The organism is Micromonospora sp. AMSO1212t (assembly GCF_008868145.1).
Taxonomy (GTDB): domain Bacteria; phylum Actinomycetota; class Actinomycetes; order Mycobacteriales; family Micromonosporaceae; genus Micromonospora; species Micromonospora tulbaghiae.
The window spans coordinates 1-12,310 of record NZ_WBKS01000159.1 but is presented as its reverse complement, the minus strand read 5'-3'; the positions used below and the strand labels follow the sequence as shown (position 1 = coordinate 12,310).

At 72.8% G+C, this 12,310-nt stretch carries 11 protein-coding genes; 6 read left to right on the top strand and 5 right to left on the bottom strand.

The features are described 5' to 3' along the window. Together F8279_RS26850 and F8279_RS26845 are read right to left on the bottom strand one after the other, a co-directional pair. On the bottom strand, positions 1–754 hold a 754-nt coding region (locus F8279_RS26850; RefSeq protein ID WP_151501422.1), incomplete at its 3' end, for a class I SAM-dependent methyltransferase. Between the two features lie 115 nt (positions 755–869). Beyond that, the gene (locus F8279_RS26845; protein ID WP_151501421.1) at positions 870–1,634 is read right to left on the bottom strand and encodes an SDR family NAD(P)-dependent oxidoreductase; all 765 of its coding nucleotides are present in this window, start codon (positions 1,632–1,634) and stop codon (positions 870–872) included. A gap of 95 nt (positions 1,635–1,729) precedes the next feature. On the opposite strand from F8279_RS26845, the gene mshA reads away from it, so the two are divergent. The 3 genes from mshA (at position 1,730) to F8279_RS31000 (ending at position 4,923) form a co-directional block, all read left to right on the top strand. Beyond that, positions 1,730–3,166 (top strand): D-inositol-3-phosphate glycosyltransferase, encoded by a 1,437-nt coding sequence (gene mshA / locus F8279_RS26840; RefSeq protein WP_192580782.1) that lies wholly within the window; start codon positions 1,730–1,732, stop codon positions 3,164–3,166. A gap of 45 nt (positions 3,167–3,211) precedes the next feature. Next, entirely contained in the window at positions 3,212–3,745 is a 534-nt protein-coding gene (locus F8279_RS26835) for a YbjN domain-containing protein (protein WP_013288782.1), read from the top strand. 188 nt (positions 3,746–3,933) lie between these two features. Further along, the gene (locus tag F8279_RS31000; protein ID WP_368668842.1) at positions 3,934–4,923 is read left to right on the top strand and encodes a hypothetical protein; all 990 of its coding nucleotides are present in this window, start codon (positions 3,934–3,936) and stop codon (positions 4,921–4,923) included. A gap of 373 nt (positions 4,924–5,296) precedes the next feature. Here the strand turns inward: F8279_RS31000 and F8279_RS26825 are convergent, their stop codons facing one another. Then, positions 5,297–6,547, bottom strand: coding sequence for an MFS transporter (locus F8279_RS26825; protein ID WP_151501418.1), 1,251 nt, complete (start codon positions 6,545–6,547; stop codon positions 5,297–5,299). Between the two features lie 80 nt (positions 6,548–6,627). Continuing rightward, on the bottom strand, positions 6,628–7,953 hold the full coding sequence (locus tag F8279_RS26820) for an MFS transporter (RefSeq protein ID WP_151501417.1): 1,326 nt from the start codon (positions 7,951–7,953) through the stop codon (positions 6,628–6,630). A gap of 152 nt (positions 7,954–8,105) precedes the next feature. Here F8279_RS26820 and F8279_RS26815 point away from each other — a divergent pair, with 152 nt between their 5' ends. After that, positions 8,106–8,873, top strand: coding sequence for a phosphoglyceromutase (locus F8279_RS26815; RefSeq protein WP_091425329.1), 768 nt, complete (start codon positions 8,106–8,108; stop codon positions 8,871–8,873). Positions 8,874–8,919: 46 nt separating this feature from the next. Here the strand turns inward: F8279_RS26815 and phoU are convergent, their stop codons facing one another. Next, a complete protein-coding gene (gene phoU / locus F8279_RS26810) occupies positions 8,920–9,564 on the bottom strand; it encodes a phosphate signaling complex protein PhoU (protein ID WP_151501416.1) in 645 nt (214 codons plus the stop codon). Positions 9,565–9,885: 321 nt separating this feature from the next. On the opposite strand from phoU, the gene F8279_RS26805 reads away from it, so the two are divergent. Continuing rightward, positions 9,886–11,058, top strand: a complete 1,173-nt coding sequence (locus F8279_RS26805) for a cell wall metabolism sensor histidine kinase WalK (protein ID WP_225853426.1) — start codon at positions 9,886–9,888, stop codon at positions 11,056–11,058. A 21-nt stretch (positions 11,059–11,079) separates the two neighbouring features. Continuing rightward, positions 11,080–11,763, top strand: a complete 684-nt coding sequence (locus F8279_RS26800; RefSeq protein ID WP_151501415.1) for a response regulator transcription factor — start codon at positions 11,080–11,082, stop codon at positions 11,761–11,763. Positions 11,764–12,310: the final 547 nt, after the last annotated feature.

Here is a 12,310-nt window from a genome sequence, read left to right as displayed (position 1 = left end):
GCGTGAGGTAGCCGTGGCGCCACGTGCGCGGGGTGTCCAGGATCGGCCAGCCTGTCTCCTTGACCGCCTCGACCGTCCGCAGCCAGCGCTGCCGGGGGCCGAACGGGGCGTAACCGGCGGCCGAACGCCACGCGTGCTCCAGCGCGTCGATCAGGCCGTGGATGCGTTCGCCCGGCACGTTGCGGTGGATCAGCGCCTTCGGCAGCCGCTCGGCGAGCGTCGCCGGGGTCTCCAGCGTGGTCAGCTTCGCCGACAGGGTGAGCGTGCGCGGGCCGGCGGCGTCCAGCAGCACCCACGAGCCCAGCCGGCCCAGCTCGTCGCAGGTGCCCTCGACCAGCAGCCCGCCCGGCGCGAGCCGCCCGGTGACGGTACGCCAGGCGTCGGCCACCTCGCTCTCGTCGTACTGGCGGAGCACGTTGAACGCCCGCACCAGCGCGGGACGCAGTCCGGCCAGCTCGAAGCCGCCCCGGGCGAACGTCAGCCCGGGCGGGTCGGCGGCGGGACGGGCGGCGGCGACGCGTACCGGATCGATCTCCAGGCCGACCACCCGCACGTCCGGGCGGACCCCGGCCGCGAGACGGGCCCGCAGTTCGACCGGCGTGACCGGGGTGGCGCCGTAGCCCAAGTCCACCACGAGCGGGTCGGCGGCGGCGCGCAGCGCGTCGCCGCAGGTCTCGACGATCCAGTTGTCCACCCGCCGGAGCCGGTTGGGGTTCGTCGTCCCCCGGGTGGCCACGCCGAGCGGCCGCTCCATCAGTGCCTCCGGGTCAGCGACTGCGGGGCTCGCAAGACCGGCTCACTCCTCGCGCTTCACGCATCTCTGGGGTTCGCGACTGCGGGGCTCGCAAGACCGGCTCTCTCCTCGCGCTTCACGACGTCCGGTGGACCTTGTGCTGCGCGGCCTGAGCCAGCGGGCGGACCACGAGCTGATCGATGTTGACGTGGTGCGGGCGGGTCGCGCACCAGGCGACGCAGTCGGCCACGTCGTCGGCCACGAGTGGTTCGGCGACTCCGGCGTAGACCGCCTCGGCCCGGTCGGCGTCGCCGCCGAAGCGGACCAGGCCGAACTCCTCGGTCTTCACCATGCCGGGGTCGATCTCGATCACCCGGACCGGACGGCCGCACAGCTCCAGCCGCAGCGTGCCGGCGACCGCGGTCTGCGCGTGCTTGGCGGCCGTGTAGCCGCCGCCGCCCTCGTAGACCACGCGCCCGGCGGTGGAGCTGACGATCACGATCGTGCCGGCGCCGGAGCGCTCCAGCGCGGGGAGCAGCGCCTTGGTGACGCGCAGCGTGCCGAGCACGTTGACGTCGTACATCCATTGCCAGTCGCCCACGTCGGCCGTCTCGACCGGGTCCAGGCCGCGGGCGCCGCCGGCGTTGTTCACCAGCAGCGTGGCCGGCCCGGGGGCGGCCTCGGCGGCGGCGGCCAGGCCGGCGACCGACTCGTCCGAGGTCACGTCGCAGGCCACAGCTGTCGCCGCGCCGCCGGCCGCCTCGATCTCCGCTACGAGCGCGGCCAGCCGGTCGGTACGCCGGGCGGCGGCCAGCACGTGGAATCCCTCGGCGGCGAGCCGGCGGGCGGTGGCCGCGCCGATCCCGCTGGACGCCCCGGTGACGATGGCGACTGAAGTCATCCGGTCATTGTCTCCCGTCGCCGGGCCGGGCGGCGGGATGAGGTCCGTCACGCCCGGGACCCGGCGGAAAGCATTTCGGTACCCCGATGGGGAAGATGACATCCGGCACACGGGTTGACCGAGAAGCGCCGGTCGTGCGGACGGCATCAACCGTGACAGAGGGAGCGGACGTGGCGGATTTGCACACCGGTGTCGGTCGTCAGCGAGGTGCCCTTCCGTGGCCGCGGCCCCGCCGCATCGCCACCCTGTCGGTGCACACGTCGCCGCTGCACCAGCCCGGTACGGGCGACGCGGGCGGCATGAACGTCTACATCCTGGAGGTGGCCCGGCGGCTGGCCGAGGCCGACGTCGAGGTGGAGATCTTCACCCGGGCCACCGCCGGTGACCTGCCCCCGGTGGTCGAGGTGGCACCCGGTGTGTCCGTCCGGCACGTCACCGCCGGGCCGTTGGAAGGGCTGACCAAGGAGGAACTACCCGGTCAGCTCTGCGCCTTCACCGCGGGGGTGCTGCGGGCCGAGGCGGCCCGCCCGCCGGGCCACTACGACCTGCTCCACTCGCACTACTGGCTCTCCGGCCAGGTCGGCTGGCTGGCCAAGGAGCGCTGGGGCGTACCGCTGGTGCACACCGCGCACACCCTGGCCAAGGTCAAGAACGCCCGCCTCGCCGCCGGGGACCGTCCCGAGCCGAAGGCACGGGTGATCGGCGAGGAGCAGGTGGTCGCCGAGGCGGACCGGCTGGTCGCCAACACCCGGGTCGAGGCCCGCGACCTGCTCGACCGGTACGCGGCCGCCCCGGACCGGGTGGCGGTCGTGGAACCCGGCGTCGACCTGGAGCGGTTCCGTCCCGCCGCGGGCGACCGGGACGCCGCGACCCGGGCCGCACGACGCCGGCTCGGCCTGCCGACCGACGGGTACGTGGTCGCGTTCGTCGGCCGGATCCAGCCGCTCAAGGCACCGGACGTGCTGGTCCGCGCCGCCGCCGCGCTGCGGGAACGGGATCCGGCGCTGGCCGACGATCTGACCGTGGTGATCTGCGGCGGGCCGAGTGGCACCGGCCTGGACCGGCCCACCGCGCTGATCGAACTCGCGCACGCGCTCGGCATCGCCGACCGGGTGCGTTTCCTCCCGCCGCAGACCGGCGCGGACCTGCCCGCGCTCTACCGTGCCGCCGATCTGGTCGCGGTGCCGTCGCACAACGAGTCGTTCGGGCTGGTCGCGCTGGAGGCCCAGGCGTGCGGCACGCCGGTGCTGGCCGCCGCCGTGGGCGGCCTCGTCACCGCGGTACGCGACGGCGTCAGCGGCATGCTCATCGACGGGCACGACCCGGTGGACTGGGCCCGCGCGATGGCCCGGCTGCTGCCCGACCGGGCACGCCGTGCCGCGCTGGGCCGGGGCGCCGAGCGGCACGCCCGGGACTTCTCCTGGCACCGCACCGCCTCCGGCCTGCTCGCGGTCTACGGGGAGGCGATCACCGAGCACCGGGCCCGGCTGGCGCGGCGGCTCGGCGACCCGGCCCTGCTGTGCTCCTGGTGATCCGCCACCGGGCGGCCCCGGTACGCCGGTCGTAGAGTGGGTGCGATGAGCCGCAGGAGTGAGGTCGCCGCGCTGATCGAGTCCGTCTGCGCGGAGCGTGAGCTGGAGTGGGAGTCGACCGGCGAGGCGTCGTACGCGGTGACGCTGCCCGGCACGCACAAGCTCAAGACGATCTGCAACCTGATCGTGGGTGAGCACGCGCTGCGGGTCGAGGCGTTCGTGATGCGCCAGCCCGACGAGCGCCGCGAGGAGCTGTGGGCCTGGCTGCTCCAGCGCAACGCCCGCATGTACGGCGTCTCGTTCTCCATCGACTCGGTCGGCGACGTCTACCTGACCGGGCGGGTCAACCTGGCCGGGATCGACGCCGACGAGCTGGACCGGCTGCTCGGTTCCGTGCTGACGTACGCCGACGAGTCGTTCGACAGCATGCTGGAGATCGGCTTCGGCACCGCCATCCGCCGGGAGTGGGAGTGGCGGGTCAAGCGCGGCGAGTCGACCGCCAACCTGGCCGCGTTCGCGCACCTTTTCGAGCCGTCCGCCACTGCCGGATCGTCCGCCGGAGGTTCGGAGCCCTCCTGACGGGTATGCCGCCCCGCGCGGTGCGGAGCACTGGGACCCACCGCGGGCCGAGGACGGACTGTCGAGGAGCGTGTCCCATGGCTCAGCGCAACAGCTCAGGTCGCGGCACGACTGCGACTCGGACCAAGCGGCAAACCGGCAACCAGACGCCGAACACCCCGGGGGTGTCGGAGTCGGCGATCTCCCGGATGAAGGTCGACGACATCCGCAGCCAGCTCCGGCGGCGCGGGATCTCGGGGATCTCCGCGCTGCGGAAGCCGGAACTGGTGAAGACCCTGGCGCGAAGCATGCGTGGGGAGGGCGGCGCGGCCCGGCGGAGCACCGGCCCGGCCGGCCGGCCGTCGGCGACCCGCAAGAGCACCGCCGCCAAGAAGACCACGGCGGCGAAGCGGACCACGTCGGCCCGCCGGAGCGCCACGTCGCCGGCCAAGACCGCGCCGGCCGCACGCGCCACCGGCGCCAGGGCCAAGGCGACGGGTACGCGCAAGGCGGCGCCCGCCCGAGCGAAGGCGACTTCGTCGCGGGCGACGACGGCGCGTGCCAAGGCGGCTCCGTCCCGGGCGAAGGCGACTTCGTCGCGGGCGACCGCGACGAGGTCGAAGGCGGCCCCGTCTCGAGCCAAGGCGACTTCGGCTCGGGCGAAGGCGGCACCCGGGCGCGCCACCGCTGCGTCGTCCCGTGCGAAGGCCGCGCCCGCTCGGGCGAAGGCGGCTCCTTCGCGGGCGAAGGCGGCCCCGTCGCGGGCGAAGGCGGCACCGGCTCGGGCCAAGGCTGCACCGGCCCGGAAGGCGCCGACCGCGCAGACCGCGCCGACCCGTGGGCCGGCGTCCAGCCGGTCGATCGGATCGTCGCAGCTCATCACGTCGCTCGCGGACCGGCCGGAGCGTCCGGGCCGGAGCCTGGTCACCCGGGACCACGAGGTGATCCAGCGCTGGGCGCGGGCGCGGGGCGCGAAGCCCGCCACCATCGCCGGCACCGAGCGCGAGGGCCGGCCCGGGGTGCTGACGTTCAACATCCCCGGGTACCGGGAGAGCAGCCGGATCCGCGAGATCACCTGGGACGACTGGTTCCGCACGTTCGACCTGCGGCGGCTGAACCTGATCTACCAGGAGCAGATGAGGGACGGCCGGCAGAGCAACTTCTTCCGGACCGAGAACCCGAATCGCGAGGACGGCTGAGGTTTGCGGGAATGGCCGACGGGAACCCCGTGTTTGCCATTCCAGGGACGACAGCACGGACAGCCGGGTTTGCGACACGGGTGCTGTGACGGGCAAGACAGTGTTCTGGGTTGAATCCGGAATCCGGGCGAACTAACTTTATTGCACCGCGTCACGCTTGTTTTCGTTCGGGGGAGCGGTGGATCGATCAGATCCGCGCAGGCGAGACGCGAAGATCGGGTGGAGCACACCGTTGGGGGACGGTGCCGCCCGTGGAACCGGCGGCGCGAGCGGGCGACGCTTACGGGGGTGAGTGTCGCCCGCCGCCGCCGGGCGTACGGTATGAGCGCCCATCTCGACGGGGGTCGGGGTGGGCGCTCTGCCGTGTCTCCCCTCAGCGGGCGGACTTGACCGGTTCCGCCGCCGCAGCCCGCAGCGCGGCCACCCGCCGCTCCCGGCGCGGCCCGGCGAGCAGGTGCCCGGCCGCGGCCACCAGGCCGAATGCGCCCACCACCAGCCAGTGCCGCTCGCCCAGGTGTTCCAGGCTGAGCCCGCCGAGCGCCGGCGCCACGAACGACGCGGCCGGGAACGTCAGGTAGAACACCGACTGGTAGCGGGCGCGTAGTTCGGGCGGCGCGAGGTCCGCGTTGATCTGTGCGTTCGGCGGCGCGGCGAGCATCTGCCCGATCGTCCAGACCACCGCGGCACCGAGGTAGAGCGGCAACCCGTCGGCGACTGTGAGCGCGCCGAACCCGAGCGCCATCAGGCCGGTGGAGACGGCCAGCACGCTCGACTTGCGGTACGGCTCGATGAGCCGGGGCACGAACAGTTGCCCGACCACGATCAGCGCCCCGCCGAGCGCCACCACCAGCCCGTACGCCGACGGGCGCAGACCGTCCGCGCGCATCGCCAGCGGCATGATCGTGGAGGTCTGCATGGTCAGCACGGCCAGCAGGAACGTCAGCGCGACGAACACCAGGAACGTGCGGTCGGTGAGCGCGGTGTGCAGCCCGGGACGGCGTCCTGCCACCGCCTGCGGCGTGAGCGCGGGCCGCCGGGTGAGCGTCTCCGGCACCTTCAGCGCGATCACCACAGCCGCCGCCAGCGTGGCAGCGGCGTCGACCAGGAACAGCGCCACGAAGCTGGCCTCGGCGAGCAGCCCGGCCAGCAGCGAGGCCACCGCCATGCCCAGGTTGAACGCCCAGAACTGGAGGTTGAACGCGCGGGAGCGGCGGGCCTCGGGCACCACGTCCACGATGGCGGCCACGAACGCCGGGCTGGGCATCGAGTGCGCCACCCCGACCAGCGTGGCGAGTACGGCGATCACCGCCAGGTGCGTGCTGAACGCCAGTGCCGCCATCAGCCCGGCGGCGGCGAGGTGGGCGGCGAGCAGGGTGGCCCGCCGTCCCCACCGGTCGGCCAGCACGCCGCCGAGCAGCGTCCCGGCCGCGCCACCGATCCCGTACGCGCCGACCACCAGCCCGGCCAGCGACGGCGGGGCACCCCGCGCGACGGTCAGGTAGAGCGACAGGAACAGCAGAGCGAACGCGCCGGCCCGGTTGATCAGCAGGCCGGACCAGAGGTACCAGAACGTGGCTGGTAGTCCGCCGGCCGTGTCGTCCCACCAGCGCCGCAGGCCGCGCACCCGTCCTCCAGGAAGGTTTCCTTACCGATTCCGTCCCGTACCGTATCCACAGGCCTCGGGGCGGTCGCGCCGGGGCGTACTCAGGAACCGGCGCGGACCGGGGCGGCGGGTGCGGTCGCCGCGGCCTCGCCCGCCTCGGGCGCCGGGGCGGCGGTGGCGGTGACCGGCGTGACGGGCGTGCCCACGGCGCGCAGCGCGACCGCGCGGCGCTCCCGGGCCGGCCCGGAGATCAGGTGGGCGACCGCCGCCACGACGCCGATGCCCGCACAGCCGAGCCAGAGCGCGCTGTTGCCGGCGTGCTCGCGCGTCAGGCCGCCGAGGATCGGCGCGGCGGCGCCGGCGAGCTGCCAGGACAGCGAGAAGACGCCCTGGTAGCGGCCACGCAGCGCGGCGGGGGACAGCTCCGCGATCAGGGTGGCGTTCGACGGCGAGTTGAGCATCTCGCCGACGGTCCAGATCAGCACGGTCAGGCCGTAGAGCCAGACCGTGTCGGCGAGCGCGGTGAGCCCGAACCCGGCGCCCATCACCAGCGACGCGAGCGCCAGCACGTGCGACCGGCTCCGGCCCTTGATGAGCCGGGGTACGAAGAGCTGGCCGAACACGATGAGCACGCCGTTGAGCGCGATCACCGAGCCGTACGTGGCCGGGCTGAGCCCGGAGTCGCCCATCGCGATCGGCAGCATCGAGATGTGCTGGAGGAACACCAGCGCGGCGAGCAGGTTGAGCGCGACGAAGCCGAGGAACACCCGGTCGGCGAGGATGGTGCGCAGCGCGCCGGCCGGCGCCGGCATTCCCTTGACGGGAAGCGCGGTGACCGGGCCGCGGGTCTCGCCGACCTTGGTGAAGATGATCAGCGCGGTTACCAGCGTGGTGGTCGCGTTCACCAGGAACAGCAGCAGGTAGCTGCCCTGGGCGGCGAAGCCGGCGAGCACCGCGGCGCAGGCGAAGCCGAGGTTGATGGCCCAGTAGTTGAGCGAGAAGGCGCGCAGCCGGTCCTTGTCCGGCACCACGTCGACCATCATCGCGCCGAAGGCCGGGCGGGCCGCCTCGGCGAACGCGCCGAGCAGCAGCGCGCCCACTGCGACCGCCCAGAGCGGACGGGCGAGGCCCAGCGCGATCATCATGCCCGCCGCGCCGACGTGCGCGGCGAGCAGCGTGGGCCGCCGTCCCCAGCGGTCGGTCAGGGTGCCGCCGATGGTGGTGCCGACCGCGCCGCCGGCACCCCAGAGACCGATCACCAGACCGGCCTGGGAGGCGGAGAAGCCGCGTTCCTGGGTCAGGTAGATGGCCAGGAAGATCAGGACGAACGAGCCGAGCCGGTTGATCAGCGTGCCGGCCCAGAGGTACCAGAACGTCCGTGGCAGGCCGCCGGCCGTGTCCTGGAACCAGCCTCGCACCGTCCGCATCCCGACGCCCCCGTTTTTGGTAATGACCGACCTGTTCAGAACGCCTTACAACCTAGTGCCGGGCCGGAGCCGTGGTCATCAGGTTTTCCACGTGGTGGTCGTCACCACAGGTCGCCGCGTGTCCGCCCGGCCGGTACGGCAGGATGATCGGCATGACTGCGAGCGAGGGGCCCACCGTCGGGACGCTGGTCCTGCTGCGGCACGGCGAGAGCGACTGGAACGCCAAGAACCTCTTCACCGGCTGGGTCGACGTCGACCTGACCGCCAAGGGGGAGACCGAGGCGCGGCGCGGCGGCGAGCTGCTGCGCGAGCACGACCTGCTGCCGGACGTGGTGCACACGAGCCTGATGCGCCGGGCGATCCGCACCGCCGAGCTGGCGCTGAACGCCGCCGACCGGCACTGGATCGCGGTGCGCCGGTCGTGGCGGCTCAACGAGCGTCACTACGGCGCCCTGCAGGGCAAGGACAAGAAGCAGACCCTCGACGAGTACGGCGAGGAGCAGTTCATGCTCTGGCGCCGGTCGTACGACACGCCGCCGCCGCCGATCGACGACGCGGACGAGTGGTCCCAGGTCGGCGACCCCCGGTACGCGCTGCTGCCGACCGAGCTGATGCCGCGCACCGAGTGCCTGAAGGACGTCGTCGAACGGATGCTGCCCTACTGGTACGACTCGATCGTGCCGGACATCCTGGCCGGCCGGACCGTGCTGGTCGCCGCGCACGGCAACTCGCTGCGAGCCCTGGTCAAGCACCTCGACCAGATCTCCGACGAGGCGATCGCCAAGCTGAACATCCCGACCGGCATCCCGCTGCGCTACGACCTGGACGCCGACCTGCGCCCGCAGGTGCTCGGCGGGACGTACCTGGACCCGGCGGCGGCCAAGGCCGCCGCCGCCGCGGTCGCCAACCAGGGCCGCTGAGACGGCGTGGGCGGGGCCTCCCCCGAGGCGGCCCCGCCCACGGTTCTCAGCCGGACGTCGAACCGGTGATCAGGTAGACCACGTGCTCGCCCGCGTTCACCGCGTGGTCGGCGAAGCGCTCGTAGAAGCGGCCCAGCAGCGTGGCGTCGATCGCCGTCTCCACCCCGTACGGCCAGTCGTCGCCGAGCAGCACGCCGAACAGGCTCTTGTGCAGGTCGTCCATCGCGTCGTCGTCGCCGTCCAGTTCGGCGGCCACATCGGCGTCCGGCTTGGCCAGCACGGCGCCGATCTTCTCCGCCATCCGGTCGGCGATGCCGGCCATGTCGGTGAAGACCGGCCGCAGCTCCGCCGGCACCGCCGGGGACGGATGGCGGCGCAGCGCCGTCTTGGCCACGTGATCGGCCAGGTCACCCATCCGCTCCAGATCGGCTGCCACGTGCAGCGCGGTGATCATCGCCCGCAGGTCGGAGGCCACCGGCGCCTGCCGGGCCAGCAGGTCACAGACCCGCTCCTCCACGTGCCGGTAGAGGTCGTCGATCTCGGCGTCCCGCGCGATCACCGTCTCGGCGGCCGTCCGATCGGCGGTGAGCAGCCCCTTGGTGGCCTGGCGCATGGCCGCGCGTACCGCCTCGGCCATGTCCACCAGCAACTGGCTGACAATCTGCAGGTCGGCCCGGAACTCGTCGCGCATCGTCACTTCCTGGGGTCGGTGGCCGCCACCCCCATGGGGTACGGCAGGAGCAGGTGCGCGCCCCACGCTAGGCCGAACGGCCGGCACCAGGGTGAACGCGGATGAACGACGCGGGGCCCGCAGGTGAACTTTGCCGAAAGCGAGAGTGGTTCGTCCCTTTGTGCCCGATCCCTGGGTTAACAATGACCCTACGATCGCCGGGTGGAGTGGGCGGTGGCCGCCGTGGTGGCCGGAGCGCTGGTGACCGGGCTGGTCGCCGGGGCGCTGCTGTCCGGACCCGTTGACGAATGGCGGCGCCGCCGGGCGTCGCGGGGCGGCGGGATCCTCCGTCGTGATGCAGGGAGGACGACGATTCCGGACGACCAGCAGGGGGGCCTATCCGGGCTCGGCCGTAAGACGATCGACTCGCTGCGGGCAGGTGTGGTGGTGCTCGGCCCGGACGACGTGCCGGTGCTGGTGAACCCGGCCGCCCGGGCGATGGGTCTGCTCCGTGCCGGGGCGACGCCGGGTTCGATCGCGGCGCACCCGTTGATCCGTACCCTCGCCGGGCAGGTCCGCCGCACGGGCGTGCGGCGCGAGATCGAGCTGGACCTGCCCCGGGGCCGCGACGGCGGCGGGGACAACCCGCTCGGCGTGCACCTGCGGGCGATGGGACTGGGGTCCGGCTACATCTCGATCGAGGCGGTGGACGTCACCGAGTCGCACCGTCTCGCGCGGGTACGCCGGGACTTCGTGGCGAACGTCAGCCACGAGCTGAAGACGCCGATCGGCGCGCTGCAACTGCTCGCCGAGGCGCTCGTCGACGCCACCGAGCCGGCCGCCGGCGGCGCGCCCGACCTGTCCGAGGACCTGGTCGCCGCGCGGCGGTTCGCCGAGCGGATCCAGCACGAGTCGACCCGGCTCGGCCGCCTGGTGCAGGAGCTGCTGGAACTGACCCGTCTCCAGGGCGCCGAACCGCAGCCCGCCCCCGAGCCGGTCTCGGTGGACTGGGTGCTCGCCGAGGTCGTCGACCGGACCCGCACCGCCGCCACCGCCCGCCGGGTGGAGATCGCCGTCGGCGGGCAGCGGGGCCTGACCGTGTACGGCAGCGACAGCCAACTCGCCACAGCGGTGGCGAACCTGGTGGAGAACGCGATCACCTACTCCGGCGAGGACACCACGGTCCGGGTGACAGTGACCGGCACCGAGGAACACGTCGAGATCGCCGTGGCCGACCAGGGCATCGGCATCGCCCCGAACGAGGTCGACCGGATCTTCGAGCGGTTCTACCGGGCCGACCAGGCCCGCTCCCGGGCGACCGGCGGCACCGGCCTGGGCCTGGCCATCGTCAAGCACATCGCCAGCAACCATGGCGGCCGGGTGGAAGTGTCGAGCACCCTTGGTGGGGGGTCGACGTTCACCCTCCGGTTGCCCGCACGCCCCCCGGACGACCTGGAGACGACACTCGCCTCCGCTGGGATCGAGGCCGGCCCGGCCGAGCTCCGGCAGGTCTGACCACAGGAAAGGAAACACCCGTTGAGCCGCGTACTGGTGGTCGAGGACGAGGAGTCGTTCTCCGACGCCCTGTCCTACATGCTCCGCAAGGAGGGGTTCGAGGTCTCCGTCGCCGCGACGGGCCCCGCCGCCCTCACCGAGTTCGACCGGACCGGCGCCGACATCGTGCTGCTCGACCTGATGCTGCCGGAGATGTCCGGCACCGAGGTCTGCCGGCAGCTCCGCCAGCGCTCGCACGTGCCGATCATCATGGTCACGGCGCGGGACAGCGAGATCGACAAGGTGGTCGGCCTGGAGATCGGCGCCGACGACTACGTGACCAAGCCGTACTCGCCGCGTGAACTGGTCGCCCGGATCCGGGCGGTGTTGCGGCGGCAGAGCCCTGAGTCGAACGAGACGGGCGCGCCGACGCTCGCCGCCGGGCCGGTCCGGATGGACATCGAACGGCACGTGGTGACAGTCGGCGGCACCGGGGTGCAACTCCCACTCAAGGAGTTCGAGCTGCTGGAGCTGCTGCTGCGCAACGCCGGGCGGGTGCTCACCCGCGGCCAGTTGATCGACCGGGTCTGGGGCGCCGACTATGTGGGCGACACCAAGACGCTCGACGTGCACGTGAAGCGGCTGCGCTCCAAGATCGAGCCGGAGCCGTCGGCGCCGCGCTACATCGTCACGGTCCGGGGCCTGGGCTACAAGTTCGAGCCGTAACCGGGCCGCGGTCCGTCCGGCGAGGGTGACCGTGGTAGCTCCTGGAAGATTTCGGCCCCCATGAGGCCCCTTTCCTTCCATGATCCGTTCGCTCCGACGCTCCGGCGCTCCGTTCGCTCCCGGCGCTCCGGCGCTCCGGCGCTCCGGCGCTCCGCGCCTGCGCGTCGCCTCACGCGCTCACCGTTCAGCCCTGCCCGTCGCTGCTCCACTGGGAGCGTGGGCCTCGCCGATCTTGCAGTTGTGGCGCCCACCTTGACCTTTTCGCGAACTCTGCGAGGTGCCACAACTCCAAGATCGCCGTGCCGCTCGCGGGGATCTTGGACCGTTCTCGTCGGCGGCGAGCCCATGACTGCCCAGATCTCCTTCCGGGCTCGGCGATCTTGCACTTTGGCACCCCGCAAACCTCGCCAATCGGGCACTCGATGGGCTTCAAGTGCAAGATCGCGCAGGGCGGCCCAGCTCGGCCGCGTCGATCATGAGGTTGGCGGCGTTTGGTGTCCGTTTTGTCGCCGCCAACTTCATGATCGACGGCGCAGGGAGGTGGGGT